This is a genomic window from Nocardia sp. X0981, assembly GCF_977089955.1.
The window spans coordinates 4,550,540-4,577,436 of the sequence record NZ_OZ372435.1 but is presented as its reverse complement, the minus strand read 5'-3'; the positions used below and the strand labels follow the sequence as shown (position 1 = coordinate 4,577,436).

Genomic DNA, 26,897 nt, shown 5'->3' with positions numbered 1-26,897 from the left:
CCGCACGTGTCCATCGAGGGTTTCGGCACCTCCGCCGGAACACGGCACGCCCGGCAGGTCGCCGCCACCAGCGATCGGCGGCCTGCGGCTGGTCGGCGGTGTGGACGACCGACGTGGTCACCGGCACCGGGATGCGTTCGCGAACCCGCACGGCCGAAGGGCCGTACACCGTGGTTGTCAGACAAGGTCTGCCGGAAGCGCCAATGACGGGACGAGTGTTTCCAGGTCGATCAGTTCGATGTGTTCGCCGTGGACACGGACGAATTCCGCAATGGTGAAATCGGTTGCGGGCCCGAAGCGTTGTTCGAACCGGGCCCGGGTGTGCGGAGACGCGCGACCGAGCGCCCACGCGATCGTCGACGTGGATGTCGTGAGAAACCGGACCGGCCGCGCACCGACGACGAAGAGCTGGGCACGCCGATCGCCTCCCTCGAGCGCCAAGTGGACCAGGTCGGCGACGAGACCTCGTTTGCGCATGGTGTCGGCACCCTTCCACTGTGCGACTTTGAACTCGGCTATCCGACGGTCCGTTTCCAGATCGAACGGCCGTGACCGATCGTTTCCCGCTCCCAGAGAGGGCCGCCGGACGACCACCTCCCCGTCTTCCAAGACGAGAGGTAGCACGCGCGCGATAACGGTCGCGTGAATAACGTCGTTGAGGCGCCCGACCTGGGCGCGCACAGCCAGTGCGGCGTCGAGGAGGTCGTCGCTGAATCCGTACTCGGTGACGACCTCACGACTCGTTGCGGCTCCCGCGTGGTGGAGGGCAGCCTCCGCGGACGCGAGGTGCGCTGTCAGGTCGTGGTCGGTGAGAAACCGGGACAGCGTCGCGAACGACTCGGCCAATTCATCGATACCACCGGCCCCACCGGACCCGCCGGAGACCCCCGCTCGGACAGTTCCGGTCCGCGGCGGCGTGTAGACGCTGGTCGACAGTCCCCATCTACGCAACTCGGCGAGGGCTCGATGCGATGTGTACGCCGAGCGCGGCAAACCGGTGATCAGTTGATACACCTGCTTGGGCGGATAGCGTTTACCCTCGACGACCACCCAATGCTCGCGGATCGGCTCGGGTGCAACCTTGCCGATCGCCTCGAACACCGAAGGCTCGATCGCTTCTTCCATTCCCGAGAGGTTTCCCTACCACAGACGGGCACAGCAACCATCGACATCGGATACCGCGGTGAGCGGTCTCGGGCACCGCGGTCTGTCACGAGCCCGGCCACGCTATGAGCGTCCGGCTGCGCACCCGCTGAAACGCCGCCCCCGGCGCGGAAGGCGGGCACGGCCGGTCTTCGGAGCGTGGTGGGTCTTCCCGAGCCGTGCACGGTGCCGGTCGCGCCGACTCGGTCCGACGCCCCAGCACCCGGTACACCGGCCCCCGACTGCCCGGCACCTCGTTTCCTCGCATCGCTCGGGATCGTCGAACCCGACACCTCGCCTCTGAAGTTGCCGGTGGACGAACCCGGCGACCACTCGGCCCGCTACGGATCCTGATCACGGCGTCCCTCACCCAGCGCAGGACCTGGCGCTGGAATACGCCCCTGCGCTTCTGGCGGCCGGTCGGCGAAGTCTCCGACCCGGATAACCGTGGCGAGCACTCCGGTCGGTCGGGCAGCGGGTCGAGATCGTCGCGGCGTTGCTGGGCGACCGATAGCACTGCTCCGGCGCTCAGGGCCTTATTCTGCCCATGTGACAGGGGAACCGGACCTCTCTGCGCGATCATTCCGGCGGCGGATGCCGCTGCTGGCCGTCGGTGCTGTGCTGGCGGCGGGTGGGGCCGCCACCCGACCGTTCGGTTGGTCGGCGACCTTGCTGGTGGTGCCGGCGGTCGTGGCGTCGGTGCTGGCGTACCGCGCGGGGCCCAGGCGGGTTCCGTGCACCGCCCGGCTGCGGCGCGGAGTGGCAGTCCGGTCGACGCTGCTGGTCACCGCAATGATCCAGATCCGCATGACCAGCAGTGCGGGCCGCAGCTATTACGACAAGAGGATCAGCGAGGGAAAATCGCCCCGAGAGACCAAACGCTGTCTCACACGATGCCTGGCAGACCTGTGCTGGTGAACCATGACTCGAGACGAGAGACACACGACCCGAACCGTATCCGCCAAGGACGCCGAGGCCGCTGACGAATACAGAGGTATCAGGGGTCGGGGGCCGCTTCGGGCCCCTTTGAGACCGCTGTCAGTGCTGGAATCGACGTTTCGTCTTCCTGCTCTTTTCAGGGTCGGGGGCGGGAGTGATTCATATCTGTGGGTGTCAGGGGCACAGGTTTCCTTCCGGGCCGGAATCGGATGACACGTACTCGGCCCATAGATCGTGGATGAGCGAGGCCGGGATCGACGCGCACAGCGATGCCGCGGGGTCGACTGTGAAACCAACCTCCCACACGACCAGCTTTGCGTCGTTGATTGCCGCTGCCAGGGTCTTGCCGTCCGGTCCGAACACCACCGACGACACTCGACCCTGGTGGCCGACAAACGGGCCCCTGAGCGGACGTTGGCTTTTCACATCCCACAACCGAACCGATCCGTCGTCGCTGCCGACTGCCAAGGTTTTGCTGTCCGGGCTGAATGCCATCGCCCCTATCGGCATCGAGGCACCGGTGAGTGGGTCGCCGAACTGCCGGTTGCCTTCCACCTCCCACAACCACACCGAACCGTCGCCGGCGCCGACGGCCAGGATCTCGCCGCTGGCCTTCGCGCAGATACTCGAAGGCGACGGCCATGTCGACGCGCTCGAGCTGACCGGCGGCTCTTCACTACTCAACCCGATGTACCTGTTCCGCGGCGACGTGCCCATCCGCGAAATGGCCGAGACGCAGAGCGGCCTGGTGAAACTGGGTATGAAGATGTTCGGCCGCCTGGTGTTCGAACACTACCCGTACGAACCCCTGTACTTCCGCGACTACGCGCGCCAAGATCAGCGCCTCCTCGTCTTCACCCCACGGCCCGGCACCGACGCCGTCGGTCAACTCGAACTACTGCGCGTCATCGGGCACCAAGACCTCGCCGCCCCGGCGAACTCCTCCGGTGACCGACCGAACCCCTAGAACGTCTCCTACGCCACAGGTCCGATGCCCGATCCGGTAAGGACCCGGCCACGCGGACCGGTGTGCCAAGGGGAGGAACACGTCGGCCCCGGGGCGAGGCCGAGCCGGCTGCGTCGGGCTTGGGATTCCCCGGCGTCGGTGCGTTCGGCCCGCTCACGCTGTGCCGCCCGGTACCGTCGCACGAACTCGGGAGATCAGGCAGAGGTATGGGGCGGTTCGGCGAATCCGTCGGCCGGGCAGCGGCGAACGTCTCACCGAGGGGACGAACCAGGGCGTTTGAGAAGGTCCATCTGCTTGTAGACGTCACCGAGATGGTCGAGGTGACGGCGCATGAGCGTCATCGCGGTCATCGAGTCGCGCGCTTGCACGGCGGCCAGGATCGCTCGATGGTCCTTGTCGACGCAGTCCCAGAAGCCGTCCGGCGCGGTATCGCGGCGGAACCGGCTGCTGAGCACCCGGAATACCGGCACCGTCACCAGGTCCAGCAGCGGGTTGTCGGCCGCGCGCAGCAACACCCGGTGGAATTCGTGGTTGCTGGCGTATGTCCGGTGCCCGACCACGTCGGTGGGATCGAACAGCGCGGCCCGCAGTTCGGCGAGATGCGCCTCGGTGTGCCGGAAGGCGGCGGCGCCCGCGGCAGGCACCTCGGTCAGCTGCCGTACCTCCATCAGCTGGTCGACGGTGACCGCTTCGGCCGCGGCCAGCAGCGTCACACCGGTTTCCAGGTGTGCGCTCATCCGGCCGATATTGGGCGTGGAGACGAACGTGCCGCCGGTGACACCCCGGGTGGTGTGCACCAGGTTGCCGCTCTCCAGCGAGCGGATGGCCTCGCGCACCGTGCTCTGCCCGACCCCGAACTCGGCGCGCAGTTCCGCATCGGTGGGCAAGCGGGTACCCGGCGTGAGTTCGCCCTCGAGGATACGTGTTCGCAAAGCATCCGCGACGACCTCGTAGGCCGGGCGCCGACCGGATTTGTTCACCTGTGCCACCACGCTTTCCATACCGAGTCCATGGCATCACCGGACCCGATGTCCTCGTTACGGGCCCGCGAGCATATCAGCCGGCGGACTCCGACAGAGCCGGCCGGCGGGCGAGTACCCGCCGCGCATGGCGCGCAACGGCTTCGTCGATCAAACGTCCTCGACGGTCCGTCGCGGCACCACCACCCGCTGCCTCGAAGGCGGCGAGAACATCGAGCGCGGTGTCGACCTCGGCGCGCGTCGGAGTCGTGCCCTCCCGCGCCGGCGCGAGCTGCCGCGGATGGATACACGCCCGGCCGTGGAAGCCCAATTCCACGAGACGCCTGGTTTCTCGGGCGAACGCCGCGTCGTCGTCCACGATCGGCGAGGCCGCCCCCAGCGGTGGGCGGAGACCGGCCGCGGCGGAAGCGGCCACAACCCGGGAGCGGGCCCAGAGCAATTCGTCACCGGTGGTGACGGTGATACCGAGATCGGCGGCGAGGTCGACCTCGCCGATCTGGAGGAACTCCACCCGTGGGCCCGTCGCGACGGCACGTACGTTCCAGAGCCCGGTGCCGGTCTCGATGAGTGGCGAAACAGGGGTGCGAGCGCGAGCGAATCGTTTTTCCAGGTCGGTGAGGAGTGTGTCGAGACGGCCGAGGACTGCGGCGTCGTCGCATTTGGGGAGCCAGATTCCGGCGACCCCTCCGCGCACCGCTGCCGTCACGTCATCGACGAGTTCCGCGCCGGGATTCACCCGCACCCAGACCGGGATGTCCGGGCGGTCGGCCGAATCCAGCCACGTCGCGACCGCGCGGCGGGCCGTATCCTTGGCCGCCACCGGTACCGCGTCCTCGAGATCGAGGACCACGGCATCCGCACCGGATCTCGCGGCCTTCGCGAATCGTTCCGGCCGGTCGCCCGGGACATACAGGTAGAGCAGCGCGGCACTCATCCGATCAGCACCGTACCGGCGACCAGAGCCTTGGCGATGACGGTCCGCATGATGTCATTGGTTCCTTCACCGATCGACATGAGCGGTGCGTCCCGGTAGTACCGCTCGACATCGAATTCCGTGGAGTAGCCGTAGCCGCCGTGCACCCGCATGGCTTCCAGGCTGGCCGTGATCGCGGTTTCGGAGGCGAAGTATTTGGCCATTCCCGCCTCGGCGTCCACGCGGGCCCCGGAATCCGCCTTGGAGGCGGCCCAATACGTCATCAATCGGGCCGCTTGCAGCTGTGTCGCGATATCGGCGAGTTTGAGCTGGATGGCCTGGAACTCGGCGATCGGCTTACCGAACGCGTTACGTTCCCGGGAGTACGCGAGCGCGGCCTCGTAGGAAGCCTGCGCGATCCCGACACTGCGACCGGCGATATTGAGCCGCCCGATCTCCAGCCCGGACAGCGCCTGCTGCATGCCCCGGCCCTCGACGCCGCCGAGTAGGGCGGACTGCGGCACGGTGACCTCGTCGAGGAAGATCTCACAGGATTCGGTGCCCTTGTAGCCGAGCTTGCCGAGATCGCGCGAAACCGTGAAACCGGGCGTGGTGGTGTCCACCAGCAGAAGGCTCATTCCTTTGTGCGCCGGTTTCGCGGACGGGTCGGTTTTCACCAGGACGGGCAGCACATTCGCGTGGCGTGCGTTGGTGATCCAGGTTTTCGTGCCCCGGATGATGTAGTCGTCCCCGGATTTCGTCGCGGTGGTGGCGATACCCTGCAGGTCGGTTCCCGCACCGGGTTCGGTCAGCCCGATTCCGGTGCGGTATTCACCGGTCGCCAGCCGGGGCAGCCACTGCTGTTTCTGTTCGGGGGTGCCGTGACGCGCGATCATCCAACAGGCCAGATTATGGCTGCCCAGGATTCCGGCGATACCCATCCAGCCACGGGCGATCTCCTCGTACACCAAGGTGAAGGAGACCATATCGAGTTCGAGGCCGCCGTACTCCTCGGGGGTGGTGATGCCGAACAAGCCCATTTCGCGTAGCCGGGCCACGATCTCGGTGGGATAGCGGCCGGTGCGTTCCCATTCGTTGGCGACCGGTTTGATCTCTTTGTCGACCAACTGCCGCAGCGCGGCGCGGAAGGCTTGCTGGTCCTCGGTGAAACTGAAGTCCATGAGTCGGGTCCGTTCTGCATCGGTGATGCCGCCGGGCGGCATCACGTGCGGTCAGTGGTCGGGGGTGAGCTCGGCCGCAAGTGCCGGCACGGCAGCCACGGAATCGGCCTGCCACAGGTGGAACACCGTATGCGCCAGCGTGTCCGCGGTCGGGCCACCGCCGGTGTTCGCGAGGAATTTCGCCAGGACCGCGGCATCGTCCATCGGCCGGGCGGAGGTACCGCGGCTGCACGGCACCTCGCCGGTGACGGTCCTCCCGTCGTCGAGGGTGATGACCGCGCGTCCCGAAGCGTCGGCCGCGGGGCGGCTGTCGGTGACCGTGGTGACGGCGACCTTGGTCGCGGTGGCCGCTATGTCGGCGCGCGCGATGGATTGCGCGGAGTAGGTGTCGACGGTGATCCGGCCGTCGTGGACCAACGCGGCGACGCTCCAGGGCAGGTCGAATTTCGCATCGTAGGTGCTGCGCGGACGGCGGCTGCCGGTACCGGGGCCGCAGACGATGGCGACACTGTCGCGGTGGACGTCCACCGCGATGGAGGTCACCCGCTCCGATGGGACTTCGGTGGTGCTCAGCGCGGCGGCGACCGCGTCGAGAGTGGCGTGCATGAGCTGGCAGCTCGGGTAGGGCTTGATACCGATCGAGGCACACTCCCAGCGTTCGCCGAGACCGGCGAGGATCGCGTCCGCGTCCGCGTCACGATCGGCGAGCGTGCGGTAGAGGCCGCGGCGGCCCTCGAGGACCGACTCCGGACCCACCGCACCCGCGACCGCGAGCCGGGCCGCGAGCACGCCGTTGAGACCCGCGCTGCCCGGGTGCAGTGTTTTGGTGTTCGCGCCGGTATCGAGGAATTCGAGCAGCCCGCCGGAGGACGACGCGGCGATACCGAGCGCATCGACCACCGTCTCGGCGGACCCCCGGTAGAGCAGAGCGGCAGCCACCGCGGCGGCGAGCGGCCCCACCACGGCGGTGGCGTGCAGCCCCCGCGCGTGGAAACCGTGTGGCGCGGCGGCGCCGAGCCGGCACGCCACCTCGAGCCCGGCGACCAGCGCCGTCACCGCCTCCGCGCCGGTGGCTCCGGTTTCCTCGGCTACCGCGAGCACCGCCGGTGCCACCACCGTGGTGGGGTGTACCAGGGCGCCCGCGTGGGTGTCGTCGAAGTCGAGGACGTGCATGAGTACACCGTTGGCGAAGGCGGCCGCAGGCGCCGAGACGGCCGTGGTGTCGCCGAGTGGATGGGCCTGCGGCGGCCCGCCCAGCGCTCGGGCGACCGGCAGCGCGGGACCGGCCTGGCCGAGCCGGCGCGCGGCGATCGCATTGCCGATCCCGTCGAGCAGATGCCGCTGCGCGGCGCCTCGGACGTGGTCGGGAATCGAGGCCACGGTCACCGACCGTGCCAGGCCGAGAGATCGGCGGCGATCACGGTCGGTTCCCGTCGGCGCCGCCGCCGAAGGCGCCCGCCGCGGCGAGTTCGCTCACGGTGGCGGCGGGGTAGCCCAGGCGGGCCATCACATCGTCGAAACTCTCGTTGCGTTTCGGGGCACGCCGGTAAGAGGCCGGTTCACCGAATCGCACCGGGGAGACGACCTGGCGGACCTCACCCCACACATCGTGTTCGGTGGTGGCGATCAGCCCGCGCGCGAGGGTGTGTTCCTCGGTCAGTGCCTGCGCGACATCGTTGATGGGGCCGGTCGGCACACCCGCTTCGATCAGCAGCGCGGTCCAGTGCTCGACGGTGTTCTCGCCGAATCGCTTCTCCAGCAGCGGGATCAGCTCGTCCTTGTGGACGCCGCGGGCCGCGAAATCGGTGAACCGGGGGTCTTCCAGCAGCTCCGGCATTCCGATGGCCTCCGCCAGCCGGACCCAGAACTTCTCTTTGGCACAGCCGACCACGAACCATCCATCGGATGCCTCGAACGCCTGGAAGGGTACCAGCGACGGATGCGCCGAGTTCTTGGTCCGGCCGGGAGTGTAGCCTGCGTTGAGGTGCCAGGCCGCCGGATAGGTGAGCATGGAAATGGCCGTATCGTAGAGCGAGACATCACAGTCGCCGCCGATACCGTCGCGGCGGGCGGCGTGCAGACCGGCCAGGAGACTCAGTGCCGCGACGAATCCGCCGCAGTAATCGACCAGGGACAGCCCGGATTTCGTCGGTGGCCCGTCCGGATCGCCGGTGAGGCTCATCCAGCCCGCCAGCCCCTGCAGGATGTAGTCGTATCCCGGTTGTTTCGCCCGCGGGCCCGTCATTCCGAAGCCGGTGAGGCTGCAGCAGACGATGGCCGGGTTCAGATGTGAAAGGTCGGCGTAGGTGATTCCGATCTTGGCCGGAACGTCCCCGCGCAGGTTGGAATACACCGCATCGCTGCTGCGCACCAGGTCTTCGAAGACCTTGCGGCCCGCCGGGTTGCCGAGGTCCAGCGACAGACTGTTCTTGTTGCGGTTGAAGGTTTCGAAGAACAGCGAATCCTCGCCCTGGTTATAGGGCGGAACATAGCGCCCGACATCACCGCCGGAGACCGGCTCCTCGATCTTGAGTACATCCGCGCCGAGGTCTGCCAGGTGCACGCTGCCGAACGGACCGGCCCCGTACTGTTCGACGGCGATGATGCGCACGTCCTCGAGCGGCCTCATCGGCTGGTCACCTCCTTCGCCGCGTCGGGCACCAGATCGCTCAGCGGTGGCGCCTTGACCTCGGGGAAGTAGTTCTGGCCGATTCCGCTGTCCCGGGTGGCCACCATGACCGAGCGTTTCCACGACAGCACCACCACACCGTCCTGGTTCACGCCCCGCGTCACCATCGACACGATTCCGGCGTAGGGCCGCGATCGAGAGCGGCGCAGCCCGGTGCACACGCTCTCGGCGTAGATCGTGTCACCGACATAGACCGGGTGGCTGAGTTCGACGTCGGTGAACTCGAGGTTGGCCACCGCGTTCTGGCTCATGTCGATGACCGACAGCCCCAGGACCAAGGCGATGGTGAGACCCGAATTGACGATGACCTTGCCGTCGGTCACCGGGTTCGTCCGCGCGAGGTGCTCGTTGAAGTGGTTCTGATTGGTATTCATCGACAGGCAGGTGATCCACGCGTTGTCGGCTTCGGTGATCGTGCGCCCCATCGGGTGCTGATACACGTCACCCACGACGTAGTCCTCGAAGAAACGCCCGAGGGTGGCGGGATGGGTTGTCAATGGTCCTCCTCAGGGATGCGACGGCACCGGGTAGGGCGCGACGTGACACGGACCACCTTAAACATCTGAAGTTTAAGACGTCAAACGAGTCGGTTACCTGCGTTTTGCGCAGGAGACTAGCCAAATACTCGGATGTATTGCATGATGCCACGAGCGGCCTATGGCTCAGGTCACTTCGCCAGCACGAATGTCCTCCAGGCGCCGCAGTCGCCTGAACAACGGAGAGAGCGAGTTTCGATGAAACGAATCGGAGTGGATGTCGGCGGCACGTTCACCGATCTGGTCCTGTGGGACGACGACGGCACGGTAACGGTGCACAAGACTCCATCGACGAATCACGACCCGTCGATCGGCACGATGGACGGGATCGAGGTGCTCGCCGAGCGAGCCGGTATCGCGGTCTCCGAGATCGAGATGTTCTTCCACGGCACCACCGTGGCGACCAATATCGTGCTGGAACACAACGGCAGCGATGTCGGCATGATCACCACGGAAGGCTTCCGGGACCTCCTGCACATCGGACGCAAGAAGCGGCCGCTGAACTACTCCAACTACCAGGACCTGCCCTGGCAGAAGTGGCAGCTGGTACCGCGCCGCAATCGCCGCACGGTACCCGAACGGATGGACGCCTCGGGTACGGTACTGATCCCGCTCGACGAGGACGCGGTGCGTAACGAGGTCCGGCTGCTGCGCGAACGCGGTGTCGAGGCGATCGCGGTGGCATTTCTGCACGCCTACCGCAATCCGTCGCACGAACAACGGGTGCGCGAGATCATTCTCGAGGAATATCCCGAGGTCTTCGTCTCGCTGTCCAGCGATGTCGCCTCGCAGTACCGGGAGTACGAACGTTTCTCGACCACGGCCCTGAACGCCTTCGTCGGTCCCAAGACCTCGCGCTACATCGCCAACCTCGCCGGTAAGGCAAAGGCGGCGCAGGTCGGCGACGATGTCCACCTCATGACCTCCGCGGGCGGCCTGGTCACCTCGCGCAGCGCCAGCGAAATTCCGGTGTCACTGCTCACCAGTGGTGTCGTCGCCGGACTGCTGGGGGGCTGTGCGATCGGCAAGGCCTCGGGATATCCGAGCGTCATCACCCTCGATGTCGGCGGGACCTCCGCGGATATCGGTGTCGCCCCCGATGGGCAGTTACGGATGAAGCACCTGCTCGATACCCGCATCGGTGACTATCACGCGATGGTACCCATGGCCGAGGTCGACACCATCGGCGCCGGGGGTGGATCCATCGCCTCCATCGACGAGGGCGGAATGTTCCGTGTGGGGCCGCGCAGCGCGGGCGCCTTCCCGGGGCCCGCCTGCTACGGCCGAGGCGGCACCGAACCGACCTCCACCGACGCCATGGTGGTCATGGGATGGTTGCGCGAGGACAGCTTCCTGTCGGGCTCGATGCGCGTGCAGCCGGAACTGGCCGCGGAGGCGGTACGCACCCATATCGCCGACAAACTCGGCGCGGACCTGGAACACGCCGCGATGGGTATCTTCCAGATCCTCGCTCATTCGATGACCGAGGCGATCTCGCTGCACTCGGTCCGCAAAGGCTACGATCCGCGTGAGTTCTCTCTCGTCGCCGAGGGCGGCGCCGGCCCGTTGTTCGCGTGGCAGATCGCCGAACACCTCGGTATCCCGCGCGTGATCGTCCCCGGCCATCCGGGGATCACCTCGGCGGTAGGGTTGCTGACCACCGATATCCGCTACGAGGTGCCGACCACGGTGTGGACCTCGTCGGCGGAGCCGGATCTCGGCCTCCTCCGCCGCGAAATGGACCGGCTGTCCGCGGAGGCGGTAGCCCAGTTGCGCGCCGACGGTATCGCCGCGGAGAACATCTCCCTCGAACGCAGTGTCGACTGCCGGTACGTGGGGCAGGGCTACGAACTGCGGGTGCCGGCGCCGGACGGCGAGATCACCGCCGACTGGGTCGCCCGGACCGCGGCCGTCTTCCACGAAACCCACGGCCGGACCTACTCCCAGCGGTTCGACGCCAAACCGGTACAGCTGGTGAACATCCGGGTCACCGGTGTGGGCGCGGTGGATCATATCCGGATCGCCGAAATCGAATCGGGCGGAGCCGATGCGTCCGCCGCGCTGCTGTCCACCACGCGGGCCCTGTTCTGGAAGAACGGCTCCACCGACCCCGAATGGGTGGACACCCCGATCTACGACCGTGACCTGCTGAAAGCAGGCAATACCTTCCCGGGTCCGGCCATCGTGCAGCAATTCGATTCCACCACCATCGTCGGTATCGGGCAGCAGGCCACAGTCGACGCCGTCGGACACATCATCATCGAGAGGAGCGCCTGATATGGCGAAGAGCCTGATGCCCCGCGAGGGCGTATCGCTGGCGGGTACGGCGACCCGCACCTGGAACACTGTCGAGGTGGACCCGATCACCCTGCGTGTCATCGGTGGCGCGTTGAACTCGATGGCCAAGGAAATGGCCCAGGTGCTGTACCGGATGGCCTATTCGAGCCTGATCCGGGAAGCCGAGGACCTGGGTGCCGGGATTTTCGATGTCAACGGCCGAGAACTGTGCGAATCGGATTCGACCCCGATGCACTGCGGGTCGATCCCCGCCTATATCCGTGGCATCAACCGGCGGCTGGCGGGCACCTACAACGAGGGTGATGTCATCCTGCACAACCACCCGTACCACGGCGCCGCGCATTCGCCCGACTACGGCGTGGTCATCCCGATCTTCTGGCAGGGCGTGCACATCGGCTTCGCCGGATGCACCGGTCACGTCTCCGATGTCGGCGGCAACTTCCCTGGCCTGTGTATGGACGTCGTCGATGTCTGGGCCGAGGCCAAGCTCATGAACGCGATGAAGATCTACGACTCCGGCGTACGCAACGAGATGCTGATCCAGCACATCCTCGACAACGTCCGGACCCCGGAACAGAATCTCGGCGATCTGGAAGCGCTGATCGCCTCGGCCCGGATCGGCGAGAAACGGTTCCACGAACTGCTCGGCAAATACGGTCTCGATGTGGTGATGAGTTCCGCCGAACGGTGGATGGACTACTCGGAGCAGATGCTGCGCAGCCGGATCCGGGAGATCCCCGACGGCAGCTACGAGGCACCGATCGGCTATCTCGACGACGACGGCAAGAACCGCGACGTCCCGCTCGAGGTCCGGGTCCGGGTCCAGGTGGAGGGCGATGAGGTACTCATCGACCTGACCGGGTCCAACGAACAGGTCCCCACCGCCTTCAATGTGCCGTTCGAGGGTTCGGTGCTGCCGGTGGCGGTCAGCGCCATCCGGACCATCCTGCTCGACGAGGAACTCACCGAGGAATTCGTACCGCAGAACGACGGCTGCTTCCGTCCCGTCCGCGCCTACGCGCCGGAAGGCACCATCTTCAACCCGAACTTCCCGGCCTCCTGTTTCGCACGCTTCTCGCAGGTCAATCGGGTTTTCGACTCGATCAACCTGGCGCTGGCGCCCGTGGTGCCGCATAACGCGATCGCCGGTTCCTCGGCGGCGCTGTGTGCCATCGCCTACTCGGGGCTGGCCGCGGACGGTGAATCGTATTGGGTCTACATCGAGATCAACGAGGGCTCCTACGGCGCACGCAACGGTAAGGACGGAATGGACGCCGTCGACTCGCTGATGGCCAACACCCGCAACAATCCCATCGAGGAGACCGAGCTCAATCACGCCATGCGCGCCGAGCGCTACGAACTGCGCGACGAGCCCCCGGCACCGGGACAATGGCGCGGCGGTATCGGCAGCGTGCGGACCTGGCTGATGCAGACCGACACCTACTTCGGCTCCGAGGCCGACAATCGCAGCGACGCGCCGGCCGGTGCCCTCGGTGGTTCCGCCGGTGTCTCCGGTTCGTTCATCCGCAATCCGGGGACCCCGCAGGAGGAGGTGCTGTTCTCGAAGGTCACCCAGGAGGTGATCCGGGCCGGAGAGCGGCTGGAGATCAAGATGCCCTCCGGCGGCGGGTTCGGTGACCCCTTCCGGCGTGACCCGCAGGCGGTGCTCTCCGACGTCTGGGACGAGTACCTCACCGCCGAGGAAGCACGCCGGGACTACGGTGTCGTCGTCGACACCGACACCTGGACCGTCGATACGGCCGCCACCGAAACGGTGCGAGCCGCACGGGTGCCGGCGTGAACCGGTGGTCGGGAGGGGCCGGGATCACCGGCCCCTCCGGGCCACCCGACACGGTCGCCGACATCGCCCGCGAACTGAACACGGTGATCTCCTGGGTGCCGGAGCGGCTCGGGACCGACGCCGATGTCACCGAAGGCCCGCTCACCGGCTACCGGATCGGGGTCAAGGACAATATCGAGATCGCCGGGGTGCGGTCGACCTGCGGCTCGGAATTCTTCGCCGATCGGGTCGCCGACAGCGACGCCGCGGTCGTCACCCGCTTGAAACGGGCGGGCGCGACGATCACCTGCACCCTGAACCTCGCCGAGTTCGCGGTCGGTGTCACCTCGCAGAATTCGGCGGCGGGGGGCCCGCGCAACCCGTGGGACCGCACCCGGGTCCCGGGCGGTTCCAGCGGTGGCTCCGGCGCTGCCGTCGCGGCGGGCCTCGTCGATATCGCGCTGGGTACCGATACCGGTGGCTCCATCCGGCTTCCGGCGGCGTGCTGCGGGGTCACCGGTCTGCGCCCCTCCCTCGGGCTGATCGGTACGAGCGGTATCCATCCGGTCAGCCCGGATTTCGATACGGTCGGCCCGCTCGCCCGGACGGTCGCCGAGGTGCGTGCCGCCTGCGCGGTGCTCGCCGACGGGGACCTCCCGCCTCCGCCCCGCGATCGCCTCCGCATCGCCGTACCGCGGCCGTTCATCACCACCGATATCGACCCGTCGATTCGCGACGCGCTCGATCGGACCGTGCGGCTCCTGCACCGGCTCGGCCACACCCTCCTCGATACACCCGTACCGCACAGCGAATCGGCACAGGATGTGGTGTACACCCTGCTCTACTCCGACCTTGTCGAGGTGCACGCCGAGCGGTTACGCGACGAACCACACCGGTTCCAGGACGCGACCCGGGAACGGATATCGCTGGGCCTGAACATCACTCACGAGCAACGAGTAGCAGCACTGCAACAGCGGGACCGGTTCCGGGCGGCCATGCGGGACTACTTCCGGAACGCCGACGTGATCCTCACCCCCACCATGCCGATCGATGTTCCGTTCGTCGACGGCGGTACCGGTGTCGTCGCGCAATCACGCCGTATGGCACAACTGACATATCCGTGGTCGTTGCACGACGGTCCGACGATGAGTATCCCCATCGGTTTCCACGAGCGATCCGCCATGCCGATCGGTGCCCAGCTGACCGCCGCACGAGGCGGTGAAACCACCCTGTTCGCGCTGGCCGAACAACTCGAGAGCCGGACCACCTGGCATCGACGTCTCCCACCCCTCGCACTCGGGTGATCCTCAGGTGATCACATCACTCCCCGGTCGCGCTGTAGTACTCCTTCTCGATGTTCTCTCCGACCTCCTGGTCGATGTTCTTCCAGTACTGGAAGACGCGTGAGAGCACCGGTTCGACGACTCCGCCGCGGAGTGTTCCCACCACGGTCCGAACCAGACGTTGCCGCTCCGCTTCCGAGAACACGTCCCGCACGAGCGTGTGGGCCTGGCCGAAGTCGTCGTCCTCCGCATGCAGCGAGTATGCCGACCGCACGAGTTCGCCGTCGGCCTCCCAGCCGTTGTCCACCGGCCCCTGCTCGTCCTGGTAGGCGCGTCCGTAGGAGTTCGGCGCGTATACCGGTGCGTCACCGGAGTGGAAGAACTGCATCGCGCCCTCCTTGTCGTAGGAGTTGGTGGGCACCACCGGCCGGTTGACCGGGAGCTGGTTGAAGTTGGTACCCAGCCGGTGCCGCTGCGCGTCGGGGTAGGAGAAGATACGACCCAGCAGCATCTTGTCCGGGGAGACGCCGGTGCCGGGGACCGTGTTGGAGGGGCTGAACGCTGCCTGCTCGACCTGGGCGAAGTGGTTGACCGGGTTGCGGTTCAGCGTGAATCGGCCCACCGGGATACGCGGGTAGTCCTTCTTCGACCAGACCTTGGTGAGGTCGAAGGGATTGAAGCGGTAGGTTTTCGCGTCCGCGTAGGGCATGACCTGCACCTCGACCCGCCACGACGGGTAGTCTCCCCTCGCGATCGACTCGAACAGATCGCGCCGGTGGAAATCCCCGTCCGTGCCGGCGAGTTCACCGGCTTCCTCATTGCTGAGGAACTCCAGGCCCTGGTCGGTCAAGAAGTGGTATTTGACCCAGAACTTCTCCCCGGCCTCGTTGACCCACATGTAGGTGTGCGAGGAGTAGCCGTTCATATGGCGCCACGTCCGCGGGATACCGCGGTCGCCCATGAGGTAGGCCACCTGGTGGGCGCTCTCCGGGGAGAGAGTCCAGAAGTCCCACTGCATGTTGTTGTCGCGCAGGCCCGAGTCGGGAGTGCGTTTCTGCGAGCGGATGAAGTCGGGGAACTTCATCGGATCGCGGAGGAAGAACGTCGGCGTGTTGTTGCCGACGATATCGAAGTTGCCGTCCTGCGTGTAGAACTTCAACGCGAAACCGCGAACGTCACGCCAGGTGTCGGGTGAACCCAGTTCGCCGGCCACGGTGGAGAATCGGGCCAGCATCGGCGTCTTGGTTCCCGGTTGGAACAGTTTCGCTCTGGTGTACCGCGAGACGTCCTCGGTGATCTCGAGCTCGCCGAATGCCCCGGAGCCCTTCGCGTGCGGGCTCCGTTCCGGGATCCGCTCGCGGTCGAAGCGGGCGAGCTTCTCGACGAGCGCGACATCGTGCAGGAGCAACGGGCCGTTCGATCCCACGCTGAGCGAGTGGGCGTCGCTTTCCCGCGGCGCGCCGGATTCGGTGGTCGACGGCTTCGAGGAAGTGTGGTTCGTGAAGGGGTCAGTAGTCATGAAGTGTTCTCCTGGGTGAACTGTTCGAAATGATGTCCATGAACCGACCGATCCGCTCGGAGCGAAGGCATCGCCTGCCCGGCGGCGGAGGCGGTACGGAGTTCATCCGGACTCGTGGACGGCTGTCGGTGACCTCAGCGGGTTCGGTCACCGCCGGCATCGACCACCCCTTTCTCTGCCGGAGCGCTACGGCACGCCGAGCAAACGCCGCGAAACATCAGCTCCGCTTCCTCGACGTCGAATCCGTGGTCCTCGGAAGGGTCGAGGCAGGGCGCTTCACCGATCGCACAGGCTACGTCCTCGAGGCGCCCGCAGATCCGGCACATCATGTGGTGATGGTTGTCGTGCCGATGGATCTCATAACGCGCGGCACTGCGGGCGTTGACGTTGACACGCCGCAGCAAGCCCGCCCCGGTCAAGGCGTTCAGCGTGTCGTAGACAGCTTGCTTCGACACCGCTCCGAGGCGTTCCCGCACCGCGATGGCGATCTCGTCCGCTTCGGCGTGCGGGTGCGCGGCGACGACCGCGAGCGTCGCGACTCGCGGTGCGGTGACCCGCAGAGCCGCTGCGCGCAGATCGGCGCGTAACCGCTGTCCGAGATCGTCCTGTGGTGTCGGTGGCATACCGCCACGATAGCATTAATTTTGAATCATTCAAGTTAATGAACATATAAATAATATGGCTCGATCAACTCTTGTCGACGTATGCCGACGTCCCCCTTCGGCGTCATCCAGGCCCCATGGCGGCGCCGTGCAGCACCCGGGATTGGTGACCACCTTCTTTCCGGGAGAAAGGAGCAGGTCATGCCTGCGAAGTACAAGAAGCGACCGAGAGCAGGATCGGTAGCGATCGCGGCACGCATCATGCCGATGTAATCCAGAGCCCGCCGCTCCCGGGCCGGACAGGTCCGCTCGCCGGTCAACGTACCGTCGAAGATCAGCAGGAGCATGTTGAGCCGGTCGGGCGGGTAGGTTGCCCGGGTCGCCCGTCATAGCTGGCTGATCGACCACAACCCGCCTGAATGGGTCGCCGCGTCGGCTGTGGCCTTCCGCTCGCTAATCGAGGAAGTAGGCGTCGACCTTCTCCTCGGAATCCAGGATCTCGTCCGAAGCCACGCCGAGCCCCACCGCCAGCTCGACCGATCCGACGAGCGCGACCTGCACGTCAGGCGCGAAGGCTCGTTCGAGCAGCCCGAAATAGTCCGAGATGCTCTGGTCCAGCTTTTCCAGTATCGCCTGGTACTCCGCGGCGAGTTGCTCGTCGAGAGTGCGCTGCTCGTCGAGGTAACGCTCGATCAGCGCCGCCTCTCGCTTCGTCAACGACGATGCGGCGGCCTTGTACATCACAGCGCCGACCGTGGTGCCGATGACGGCGCCGAGGACCGGGATGGGGATGAGCGCCTGGCCGACGAAAGAGGACAGCGCGCGTACCGCGGCCTGCAAGGCGATGAGCTCGGAGTTCTCGATGAACTCGAGTTCGTCGATCTGATCCCGGCGCAGCTTGTTCGCCTGTTCCGCGATGCCGAAGGATGCGGTGACGATCGAGCCGGCGACGGCTGCGGAGGTCGCGGTGAAATTCGTGAGCGCGTAGATGCTCAGTCCTCGGACGCCGCCCTTGCCGAAACCTGAGGCGGTCTCGCCTGCGAGGTCGATCCAGTCGCGCTCGCTGAACTCGTTGATCTGCTTGCCTTCTCGGCGTTTGGCGGCCACGGCCAGTGCGAACGCGGTCCCGCCCGCGGTCGCGGCGGCGGTGAGCGCGGCCGTGCCTCCTTCGCGCAGCGTCGGCCGGCTGCGCTGGTAAGCAGCGTCGCGCAGGGACCGGTCCGTGGTGCGAAGCAGGTCCTTCTCAGCTGCCATGGTCGAGGTGTAGACATCGCGCTGCACTTCGTTGTACCCGAGCGCCGAGGGCTCGAGCGATTCGAAGCCGACCGATCCGGCCTGGAAGAACGCCTGGACCCGCTGCCAGTCTCTGAGGGAAGGTCCGTCGCCGCTGCGTGACAGTAGCTTGCCCGCTTCCTCGGGCGACAAGGCATGGAGCCGCTGGATCACCTCGAAATGATCACGGGGGATCTGGTATTTCCCGCCGTTGCGCACGTATTCGGGATACTTCTGGAAGTGCTCGGCGATCGCGCCCAGTGAGAAGCGGCCACCCGCTGCGACGAACTTCTGCTGGATCTCGACACTTCCGCGCATCAGGTCGACGGGTCCGTTGTCGTCGATCCACTGGTAGACGGCCTCGTGGCCGCGGATCTGCTTTCGGGCGTTGCCGATCCCCACCTCGGCGATCTCGGCGATGAAGCCGTGCATGCCGTGCTGTCCGCCGCGGTTGGCGGCGACCACCTCCAGGTCGATCTTCCTGACGGCTTCGTCGACACTGGTGAGCGCGTCCCGAAGGTGCTCGTCCTGCCGGCTGAGCACACTCAGAAGGTTGTCTATGCGGAGCTGGTTGAGATAGCTCACCCAGGAAGCAACTGCCTGCTCCTGAACGCTGGTGACGAACTCGGCAGCGTCACTCACTATCGGCATCCTGTTCGATACGCATGCTCAGCATGGTCGCGCACGACTTCGTGTTGTTCACCAACGTAGCGAGTGCCGACCGCTCGGCAGGGGTGAGCGTGTGGAAATCGGCGCGAAAGTGCACCAAGGCTTCGCCGTAACTCTTCACCAGCTCTTCGCGGAGCGAGGTCGTCCGCTGGAGAAGGTCGTCGATTCGAGCATCCATGCCTTCGACGAGGGTGGCGTTGTGCTTTATCGCAGTCAGGGCTTCGTGCTTCGCCTCTCGATTCTCGAACTTCTTCTTCGCGAACAGGGCGATCGACGCGAGCAGGGTTGCGCCCGCGATTGTCCAGCCGATCGGGCCGGCCAGCGCGAGCAGTGTGGTACCTGCCGCGGTGCCGCCACCACCGGCGGCCAACGCGCCGCCACCGAGCCACGCCAGTGCCGCCTGGCTGGCTGCCGCCCCGGAAAGAGTCGAGATCGCGGTGCCGGTCGACGCTGTCCCGAAGGTGGTGGCGACCCACATCGCCGCCGACGGTGCCAGGCCCGCCACCGCGGTACCCGCCGCGACCCCGGCAGCGGCGCCGCCGGCCGACAACCGCGCCGCTTCCAGCTCTTTCCGAGCGAAATCTTCCGCGTTCAGGAACCGTTTCCGATGTACCTCGATCTCGTCGAAGTCGGTAGCGAATGATTTCGGGGTGTTGGCGATGCTGTTCACCAACTGCTCGACCAGCTCGATCAGATCCGTCGAACGTTCGCGCTGACGCAACAGAGACAGGCCCCTGTCGGCCATCGCCGTGAAGACGCCGTTGTATTCCGCCACGGCCACTTCGTAGGGGTCCGGCCCTTTCGCGGTCAGTTTCTCGACCCTGCCTCTGGCAGCGTCCTTGACATTGCCGACCCGCCCGGCGAACTGCGATGAAGCGGCTCGCGCCGCCTTGCCGATACCGTCGACGGTCCTGCCGATGCCCTCCTCGGCATTGCCGACGTCGAGCTGTTCTACCATTACACCCTCCAACACCATTGCGGCCCAGTTACATAGCGGAGAACATCGACGACACGTATGACGCCGAGGTGTCCGGACAGACGATTTCCACCATCACCGACAAGATCATCGACGGGATGGCCGAGTGGCAGAACAGCCGCTGGACTCGGTGTATCCGGTGATCTCCCGTATGCCATCCACGCGGGCCGTCGACGATTACTCCCCACTCACATCGACTCCATACGACCGGGCGAGCTCGGCGAGTCCGGACGGGTAGCCTTGGCCGACCACCCGCAGTCGCCAGGCTTCGCCGCGCCGATACGCCTCCACGAGTATCAGGGCGCGTTCCTCCGTCGCGGCGTCCAGCGTGGCACGTGCGAAAACACCCGATTCGCTGCCCGCGGTGACCTCGATCTCGATCGCACCCACCGTCCCGAAAGTGACACTGTCGCCGTCGATCGCTGCAGCGATGACGACCCGTGCACACTGTGGTGGAAGCTGCTCGACGGAGAGTTCGACGGTTTGTTCGTCGGGCCCGTCGGCGGTCAGCCAGGCGCCCTCACCCGTCGGCTGGTTGTAGAAGACGAAATCGGCGTCGTGGCGAACTTTTTCGCCGCGGTCGAGAAGAAACCCCACGACGTCGACTTCATACAATTCATCCTGCGTCCACGACACACGCACAGACCACTCCGTGCCTATTGCCTCGATGGGCAGATCCACCACCTGACCACGACACATGCTGTGTGGTTCCACGACCTCCCGGGCATCCGCTCCACGCGGGGATGCCGGGCCGGCACTTTCCAACAGTTCAGTTCCGTGGACCGGAAGGCCCCGGGCTACCGCTCGGCCCAGCCGCGGGTCGTTCTGCGCACCCTCCAGCGCGAGAACATCGGACACACTCGCCGACATATTGACCGCCACGGAGCCACCGAGATCGGTGATCCTGTTCCGTGCACCGACAGCCGCATCGTGCGGACCACCGAGTACCAGAACCCGCCGCCCGGCCAACAGCCCGGCAGCCTCCGTGCGCGCACGAGGACCGCTTCCCATCTCTCCGGCAGGCGAAGACATATTTTTGGGAGCTCCCGGCTGGATTCGTTCGAGAAGCATCAGAAATGTTTGTTCGGTCATGATCGGTGTCCCGTGACCCCGCGCGGCGCGAGCTTTACCGGTAAGCGATTCCTGCGAGTTGGTCACCAGTGCGCTCGTGCGTCCGCTGACGGCCCGGGTCACCTCCAGCCCCGCCGCTACGGCTCGGGATATCAGTTGTGCACGCTCGACGCGAGTGTCGCCGGTGAAGGCGACCTTCATACCCTGAACCAGCACACCACCGTCGGTGAAGCGACCGGGATACTCGAACTCGCACATGGTCTTCGGTGGGATACTCGGCCACACCGAGCGCCTCCTTGCACCAGGACGGTCAGGCGGGCAGGCCAGCATCGGTAGCGCGATACCGAGATGAGCCGCATCCGCGACCAAGCAGCGTAGTACCGCCGCGAGAACCCGCGCGTCGTCGAGTGCGTCATGCGCGCGCGGCTGCGGGACACCGTAGTAGGTCGCGAGCGTGGCCAATCGACAATCCGGCACCGGAGGCGCAACGCGACGAGCAAGCGCCAAGGTGCACAACCGGTTACCGACAGGAAGGCTCGCCCCGATCCTGCCGAACTCGCCCGCGAGGAAGCCATAGTCGAAACCCGCATTGTGCGCGACCATGACCCGACCCGCCAACAACTGAGTCAGCTCGGCCTCGATGTCCTCGAACCGAGGGGCCCCACTCAGAAGTTCACGCGTCAGACCGTGGATGTGAACCGGACCGGGATCACACCCTGGATCGACAAGCGTATGGAACTCTTCAACAACGGCGCCGTCACTGTCCAAGGCAAGCGCAGCGACCGATAACACCCGGTGATCGGCGGCGCTCAGCCCCGAGGTCTCGACATCGACAACAGTGAACGAGCCGAGCCTGGCATCCGAAGACGCTGCCGAATCTGGTTGCATGCCAATTCAATCGTCAGTGAGCCACCGAACGTTGCGGATGGGTGAGACCGATTTCGGGCACCGATCCGGATCGAGGCTGCCCCGTTTTCCGGACATCGGTGGTGAGGCGAGAGGATCGCCTCCGAGAAGCCGTCGGCCACCATGCGTTCGACCGCACTCGGCAGCCGGAACCGGCTGGCGACCACGCCCTGCGGCGTCGAGGTGAACACGTCACCGCTCGCGGTGCCCGCCCAGCAGCCCCGTTCGTCCACGACGACACCGGAAGCGGTGGCGGACGCAAGAGCCTGCCGGTTCTGGTAATCCGGCACCAACGCCCACTCCGGATCGGTCGGGTGTCGAGCCGGTGACCGGAGAGATCGCCGCCCCGACCGCGCTCACCGTCGGCCGACAACGCGGCGCGCACTGGTGGCCCGGCTGGCAGCGGCGGATGCGACGGTGAGCGAACTCGCCGAGCCCTACGAAATGAGCCTGCAGGCGATCTCCAAGCACGTGAAAGTCCTCGAGGACGCCGGACTGGTGAGCCGGAGCAGAGACGCCCAGCGGCGGCCGGTTCACCTGGACGCCGAGGTATTCGACCTGATGACCAAATGGATCGAGCGTTATCGCCGCACCGCGGAACAGCGCTACCGCCGCCTCGACACGGTACTGGCGCAGATGACCGAAAACGACGAACAACCGCCGGCATCACCGCCGAAGGAGGCATCGTGACCACAACCGAGCCCGGAACCCGGATCATCGCGGACGAGAACGTCCCCACGATCGAGATCATCCGGGAATTCGACGCGGAACCCGCCCAAGTCTTCCGCGCACATACCGACCCCGACCTCTACGTCCAGTGGATCGGGCCGCGTTCCATGAGCACGAAGATCATCCGCTGGGACGCCCGCACGGGCGGCGCCTGGGCCTTCGCCGGCGAACGCGACGGCGCGGAGATCGCCGCCTTCTACGGCAGTTTCCACGAGGTGCGCCCGTCCGAGCGAATCGTGTGGACCTTCACCTACACCGGCGAACCGGACGGGGTCGCGCTGGAGACAGTGACCTTCGAGAAGGTCGGCGAACGACGCACCCGGCTGCGCACGTTGAGCGTCGTCGCGGATTTCGCGACGCGGGACAGCATGCTGGCGAGCGGGATGGACGCCGGTGTGCGCGAGGGTTACGACAAACTCGACCGCCTGCTGGCACCGGAATCCGGAGCACCCGCGATGACCGGCCCCGCCACCCGGCACTTCGAAGACGCGGCCCGATTCACCGCGCTCGTCGCATCGGCCTCGGCCCGGGACTGGGCGAATCCCAGCCCTGTTCCCGAATGGACGGCACTCGATATCGTGCGGCATCTGGTCGAGTGGTCGCGCGGGTTCCTCGGCGGCGCCGGCATCGAGCTGCCCGCCCTGGATATCGCGGCCGACCCGGTGACGGCGTGGAAGCGGCATGTCGCCGATATCCAGGCCATTCTCGACGACCCCGCCGGACGGGTACACAGCAACCCGCACACCGGGGACCGGCCGGTGGACCAGGCGATCGACAACTTCTACACCCCCGATGTCTGGATGCACACCTGGGACCTGGCCCGGGCGCTCGGCCGCGAGCCCGGCCTGGACGAGCAGCGCTGCCGCGCGGCGCTCGAGGGGATGGCACCGATGGAGCGAATGCTGCGGGAGAGCGGGCAGTACGGTCCGGCCGTGCCGGTCGGCGAAAATGCCTCGGCACAGGACAAGCTGATGGCATTCATCGGCCGGGATCCGAGCTGGCAGCCGCCCGCCACCACATCCTGAGCCGGGCCACCACCTGAACGGCAGGGCACCGACCCGAACATAGCGCGGACCTCCATCGGGCCGATCGGCTCGGCGATATCGCGCCCACACCGCGGGGCCGACCGGATTCGGAGACGAGCAGAATCAACCCACGGTATGAATCGTGCTGGGCGGTTGGGCCGGATCGGTGAGGGCCGGGTCCGGCTGCCGCCCCGTGGCTGCCCAGTCGGCGATGGTCTGCTGTACGGCAGGGGACTGCATACCGGACGGATCCATGTAGTAGGCCGCCCGCCGCAACCCCTGGGCAACAGCGATATCGGTGGTGGCGGCGGCCGCGGCGAACGCTTCACCGGCGGCGGCTTGCGGGTCCGGCGGGGTGAAGTTCACGAATTCGGCGCCGGGGAAGAACGAATCGGTATGGGCGGCCATGGCGAAGGCGTAGTCGGTCCAAGGCGCCAGTTCGGCGGCGAACTTCTCGGCGACCCCGGTGACCGCCCCGTCCGTGGACGCGACGACCCGCGCCAGCAGGGATGCGCCGATAGCGGCGATCGTCATACCCTGGCCATAGATCGGATTGAATGCCGCGACGGCGTCACCGATGGCGACGAACCCTTCCGGCCGCCGGTCCAGCTGCTCCCAGAGCCGGCGCTGGTTGCCCGGCATACGGTAGGTATCGGGCTCGATGACCAATTCCGCGGCACGTACGGCCTTCCCCAGCAGGGGGCTCGGCGCTTGGTCCAAGAAGTCGAGCAGTTCTTCGTAAGTGGCCGGCGGATAGTTCTTCGACATCCCCATGGCGGCCACGACATGCCGGCCGTTACCGCAGGGCAGGATGGCTCCGCCCGTGAGATGAGCGGGATTCGGCGTGGCGGCGATACCGCGGAGCCCGGCCGGGAGCGCGCCCTCGGGGAGGCGGACCACCATCGTGGCGTAACCGAGGAACGGCCGCACATGCTGCTCGGCCGGCGGTGTGTAGCCCAGTTCGCTCAACCACTTCGGTGCCTTGGATCCGCGGCCGGTCGCGTCGACCACGAGATCGGCGTCCAGTTGCTCGCCGGCGGCACCGATCACCCGGGCCCCGGTGATCGCGGTGCCGTCCGCACCGGTGAGCAGCCCGGTGGCGATGCCGTGCACCGAACGCACATTGGGCAGTGCCAGCACCCGCCGCCGCAGCACCCATTCGAAGGTCGGCCGGAGAAAGCCGATGACATCCATTCCCCCGGCCACCCGAGCCGCCCAGCCCATCGGGTACAGAAGCGCGACATCACGGTCGACCTCGTAGCGGTCGCAGCCCTGCGCGAGGAGGTCGTCGCTGAATCCCGGCAGCAGCTCATCGATGCGCATCAGCCCGGCCGGCATCAGCTGATGAACTTGATTGCCCTGCGGCACACCGCGTCGCGGCACCGATGCGTCGGCGAGCTGGTCTCGCTCGACGAGGGTGACGGTGTCGAAGCTCTTGCTCAACGCGGCAGCCGAAAGCAAACCGGCAACACTCGCACCGAGGACCACCGCGTGGGAAAGGGACATCTGCAGCCTCCAGACGAAGTCGACATCATATGCACACGGCACCAGCGGGCTGCCGCGCCGACCCCGGGACGTGCCGGAGTCGCGTTGGGACCGTACCCGATGGGCACCACCCGAGAGTACGGAAGTAGTGTACTTTCGCTAAGCAACCATAGTGGAGCGCAATGTAATTCGGCGATCCGCGGCCGTGCGTTCACCCTCCTCGGAGTGCGCCCGCGGACCGGATGACCGATCGGCCGCGGGCGGCGTGCCGATGGAGAAGGCCCGCCGGGTCCGTTGCGGTCCTGCCTTCGGCACACAAGGAGTTATCGCACCCTGTGAGGACACCGATGTTTTCGACACCGATCGAGCTCGACGGCCCCGCCGTGCCGATCTACACACCCGAGTTCGCCGCCGACCCGCACAGGGCGTACCGGACGATGCGGAAAGCGTACGGTTCGCTGGTACCGGTCGAGATCCAGCCCGGAATGCCCGCAACCCTGGTGATCGGCTACCGGGAAGCGCTGGAGATCCTCAACAACCACGAGCATTTCTCGTCCGATCCGCGACCCTGGCAGGCCGGACTGGCACCGGGAACGCCGGTCTCCCACATCATGCAGTTCCGGCCGTGCGCCCTGCGGCTGTCGGGCCCCGAACACACCCGGCTGCGTCAGGTCTATACCGACAGCCTGTCCCGTGTCGACCTATACGGCCTGCACACGGCGGTGGAGCGCACCGCCACCGGGCTGATCAACAGTTTCTGCGAAACAGGTTCGGCCGAAATGGTTTCCCAGTTCAGCGTGCCGCTGTCGTTCCAGCTGATGAACCATATGCTGGGATTCTCGCTCGAGACCGGGCAGCGACTGCTGGGCGCGATCGCGGGTATCCGGATGGCGGAAGACGCGGCGGCGGCCGAGGCGGCCAATCAGTCGCTGATCACGATTCTGCTGGAAGAACTCCAGGTCAAACGCTGCTCCCCGGCCGACGATGTCACCTCGTGGATGATGGCTCATCCGGCCGGTCTGGAGGACCTGGAGATCGCGCATCAGGTGGTCATGCTGTTCGGCTCGGGAGTCGAGCCGATGTCCGATCTGATCATCAATTCACTGGTATTGCTGGCCACCGATCCCCGCTTCGCCGATTCCCTGCTCGGCGGCGCCCTGTCCATCAAGGATGCGATCGAAGAAGTACTGTTCACCGACCCCCCGCTGGCGAACTTCTGCATCCGGTACCCGCGCCGGCCGCAGCTCGTGGGCGAGGTGTGGCTCCCGGCGAATCAACCGGTGATCGTGAGCTCCGCGGCGGTGACCGGTGATCCGGCAATCGTGGGCATGGGCACCGGCGACCGTTCCGGTAATCGGTCGCATCTGGCCTGGGGCGCGGGACCCCATGTCTGCCCGGCGCAGGACCCCTCCTTCGTGATCGGGCATTACGCATTGGAACAACTACTGGACGCGCTTCCCGAAATGGAGCTCGCACAGCCGGTGGAGGAACTGTCCTGGCGCGTGGGCGGATACAACCGTGCGCTGGACGCGCTCCCCGTCCAGTTCCCGCCGACGCCGCCGATTCCACTGCCCTGAGCAGGAGCCCGGGCGACGCCACCGGACGACCGCGTGCGGCCGGATATCGACGCGCCGGAGCAGCCTCCGATCCCCCACGCCAGTTCCGGCGCAAGGTGTCGGAACTAGCGAACTGGACACGTCACGAATGGCCGACAACGGAATTGGTCCTGTTCACAGAAATCGAACGAATAGCGTTTCCCTACGGGGATTTACGCCACACGAAAATTCCCTCCGAGCAGTTCCATATACCAATGGATACCGGTTGTATTCAGTGAACAATCAGACATCACAGCAGATCACGAGACAATTACGTCGAATACACCGAATATGAGAGGGGACTACTCCTCTTCCGGCCCCTCGGCCCCTTCCGTTCGG

General features: G+C 66.3%; 23 protein-coding genes. 8 read left to right on the top strand and 15 right to left on the bottom strand.

Annotated elements, in window-relative coordinates:
• Nucleotides 1-177 precede the first annotated feature (177 nt).
• Nucleotides 178-1,125 carry a hypothetical protein gene (locus ACYR7D_RS20120; RefSeq protein WP_459546077.1) on the bottom strand — a complete coding sequence of 316 codons (948 nt, stop codon included), beginning with the start codon at nt 1,123-1,125 and terminating at the stop codon, nt 178-180.
• A 567-nt stretch (nt 1,126-1,692) separates the two neighbouring features.
• On the opposite strand from ACYR7D_RS20120, the gene ACYR7D_RS20115 reads away from it, so the two are divergent.
• Nucleotides 1,693-2,061 carry a hypothetical protein gene (locus ACYR7D_RS20115; protein WP_459546076.1) on the top strand — a complete coding sequence of 123 codons (369 nt, stop codon included), beginning with the start codon at nt 1,693-1,695 and terminating at the stop codon, nt 2,059-2,061.
• A gap of 195 nt (nt 2,062-2,256) precedes the next feature.
• On the opposite strand, the gene ACYR7D_RS20110 is transcribed toward ACYR7D_RS20115, so the two are convergent.
• A complete protein-coding gene (locus tag ACYR7D_RS20110) occupies nt 2,257-2,799 on the bottom strand; it encodes a WD40 repeat domain-containing protein (protein WP_459546075.1) in 543 nt (180 codons plus the stop codon).
• Between the two features lie 7 nt (nt 2,800-2,806).
• Between ACYR7D_RS20110 and ACYR7D_RS20105 the strand changes: the two genes are divergently transcribed.
• Complete coding sequence (locus tag ACYR7D_RS20105) at nt 2,807-3,049, top strand: hypothetical protein (protein WP_459546074.1); 243 nt, start codon at nt 2,807-2,809, stop codon at nt 3,047-3,049.
• A 251-nt stretch (nt 3,050-3,300) separates the two neighbouring features.
• On the opposite strand, the gene ACYR7D_RS20100 is transcribed toward ACYR7D_RS20105, so the two are convergent.
• The 6 genes from ACYR7D_RS20100 to ACYR7D_RS20075 are packed head-to-tail and all read right to left on the bottom strand — an operon-like array spanning nt 3,301 to nt 9,309.
• Nucleotides 3,301-4,050, bottom strand: coding sequence for a FadR/GntR family transcriptional regulator (locus tag ACYR7D_RS20100; RefSeq protein ID WP_459546073.1), 750 nt, complete (start codon nt 4,048-4,050; stop codon nt 3,301-3,303).
• A gap of 55 nt (nt 4,051-4,105) precedes the next feature.
• Nucleotides 4,106-4,963, bottom strand: a complete 858-nt coding sequence (locus ACYR7D_RS20095) for an HpcH/HpaI aldolase/citrate lyase family protein (RefSeq protein WP_459546072.1) — start codon at nt 4,961-4,963, stop codon at nt 4,106-4,108.
• Nucleotides 4,960-6,123 carry an acyl-CoA dehydrogenase family protein gene (locus ACYR7D_RS20090; protein WP_459546071.1) on the bottom strand — a complete coding sequence of 388 codons (1,164 nt, stop codon included), beginning with the start codon at nt 6,121-6,123 and terminating at the stop codon, nt 4,960-4,962. The genes ACYR7D_RS20095 and ACYR7D_RS20090 overlap by 4 nt, the downstream gene beginning before the upstream one ends.
• A gap of 51 nt (nt 6,124-6,174) precedes the next feature.
• Complete coding sequence (locus ACYR7D_RS20085) at nt 6,175-7,503, bottom strand: MmgE/PrpD family protein (protein WP_459546070.1); 1,329 nt, start codon at nt 7,501-7,503, stop codon at nt 6,175-6,177.
• Nucleotides 7,504-7,540: 37 nt separating this feature from the next.
• Nucleotides 7,541-8,752 carry a CaiB/BaiF CoA transferase family protein gene (locus ACYR7D_RS20080; protein WP_459546069.1) on the bottom strand — a complete coding sequence of 404 codons (1,212 nt, stop codon included), beginning with the start codon at nt 8,750-8,752 and terminating at the stop codon, nt 7,541-7,543.
• Entirely contained in the window at nt 8,749-9,309 is a 561-nt protein-coding gene (locus ACYR7D_RS20075; protein ID WP_459546068.1) for a MaoC family dehydratase, read from the bottom strand. Before ACYR7D_RS20075 ends, ACYR7D_RS20080 begins: the two co-directional genes overlap by 4 nt.
• Nucleotides 9,310-9,546: 237 nt before the next feature.
• On the opposite strand from ACYR7D_RS20075, the gene ACYR7D_RS20070 reads away from it, so the two are divergent.
• Genes ACYR7D_RS20070 through ACYR7D_RS20060 form a run of 3 tightly spaced genes read left to right on the top strand, consistent with a single transcriptional unit; the run spans nt 9,547 to nt 14,730 of the window.
• Nucleotides 9,547-11,625: a hydantoinase/oxoprolinase family protein gene (locus tag ACYR7D_RS20070; RefSeq protein ID WP_459546067.1), complete on the top strand. Its 2,079-nt coding sequence runs from the start codon at nt 9,547-9,549 to the stop codon at nt 11,623-11,625.
• A gap of 1 nt (nt 11,626) precedes the next feature.
• A complete protein-coding gene (locus ACYR7D_RS20065) occupies nt 11,627-13,447 on the top strand; it encodes a hydantoinase B/oxoprolinase family protein (protein WP_459546066.1) in 1,821 nt (606 codons plus the stop codon).
• On the top strand, nt 13,444-14,730 hold the full coding sequence (locus tag ACYR7D_RS20060) for an amidase (RefSeq protein WP_459546065.1): 1,287 nt from the start codon (nt 13,444-13,446) through the stop codon (nt 14,728-14,730). Before ACYR7D_RS20065 ends, ACYR7D_RS20060 begins: the two co-directional genes overlap by 4 nt.
• Nucleotides 14,731-14,746: 16 nt before the next feature.
• On the opposite strand, the gene ACYR7D_RS20055 is transcribed toward ACYR7D_RS20060, so the two are convergent.
• From ACYR7D_RS20055 to ACYR7D_RS20030, 6 genes are all read right to left on the bottom strand, one after another.
• Nucleotides 14,747-16,228 (bottom strand): catalase, encoded by a 1,482-nt coding sequence (locus tag ACYR7D_RS20055; protein ID WP_459546064.1) that lies wholly within the window; start codon nt 16,226-16,228, stop codon nt 14,747-14,749.
• Between the two features lie 134 nt (nt 16,229-16,362).
• Complete coding sequence (locus ACYR7D_RS20050; RefSeq protein WP_459546063.1) at nt 16,363-16,851, bottom strand: Fur family transcriptional regulator; 489 nt, start codon at nt 16,849-16,851, stop codon at nt 16,363-16,365.
• 432 nt (nt 16,852-17,283) lie between these two features.
• A complete protein-coding gene (locus ACYR7D_RS20045; protein WP_459546062.1) occupies nt 17,284-18,567 on the bottom strand; it encodes a hypothetical protein in 1,284 nt (427 codons plus the stop codon).
• Between the two features lie 169 nt (nt 18,568-18,736).
• Nucleotides 18,737-19,729, bottom strand: coding sequence for a hypothetical protein (locus ACYR7D_RS20040; RefSeq protein ID WP_459546061.1), 993 nt, complete (start codon nt 19,727-19,729; stop codon nt 18,737-18,739).
• Nucleotides 19,730-19,924: 195 nt separating this feature from the next.
• A complete protein-coding gene (locus ACYR7D_RS20035; RefSeq protein ID WP_459546060.1) occupies nt 19,925-21,706 on the bottom strand; it encodes a TerD family protein in 1,782 nt (593 codons plus the stop codon).
• Nucleotides 21,628-22,014 carry a hypothetical protein gene (locus ACYR7D_RS20030; RefSeq protein ID WP_459550332.1) on the bottom strand — a complete coding sequence of 129 codons (387 nt, stop codon included), beginning with the start codon at nt 22,012-22,014 and terminating at the stop codon, nt 21,628-21,630. Before ACYR7D_RS20030 ends, ACYR7D_RS20035 begins: the two co-directional genes overlap by 79 nt.
• Before the next feature lie 94 nt (nt 22,015-22,108).
• On the opposite strand from ACYR7D_RS20030, the gene ACYR7D_RS20025 reads away from it, so the two are divergent.
• Nucleotides 22,109-22,414 carry an ArsR/SmtB family transcription factor gene (locus ACYR7D_RS20025; protein ID WP_459550221.1) on the top strand — a complete coding sequence of 102 codons (306 nt, stop codon included), beginning with the start codon at nt 22,109-22,111 and terminating at the stop codon, nt 22,412-22,414.
• Complete coding sequence (locus ACYR7D_RS20020; protein ID WP_459546059.1) at nt 22,411-23,478, top strand: SRPBCC domain-containing protein; 1,068 nt, start codon at nt 22,411-22,413, stop codon at nt 23,476-23,478. Before ACYR7D_RS20025 ends, ACYR7D_RS20020 begins: the two co-directional genes overlap by 4 nt.
• A gap of 123 nt (nt 23,479-23,601) precedes the next feature.
• On the opposite strand, the gene ACYR7D_RS20015 is transcribed toward ACYR7D_RS20020, so the two are convergent.
• A complete protein-coding gene (locus ACYR7D_RS20015) occupies nt 23,602-24,984 on the bottom strand; it encodes an FAD-dependent oxidoreductase (protein ID WP_459546058.1) in 1,383 nt (460 codons plus the stop codon).
• Between the two features lie 326 nt (nt 24,985-25,310).
• Between ACYR7D_RS20015 and ACYR7D_RS20010 the strand changes: the two genes are divergently transcribed.
• Nucleotides 25,311-26,540, top strand: coding sequence for a cytochrome P450 family protein (locus tag ACYR7D_RS20010; protein ID WP_459546057.1), 1,230 nt, complete (start codon nt 25,311-25,313; stop codon nt 26,538-26,540).
• The last annotated feature ends 357 nt before the right edge of the window (nt 26,541-26,897 follow it).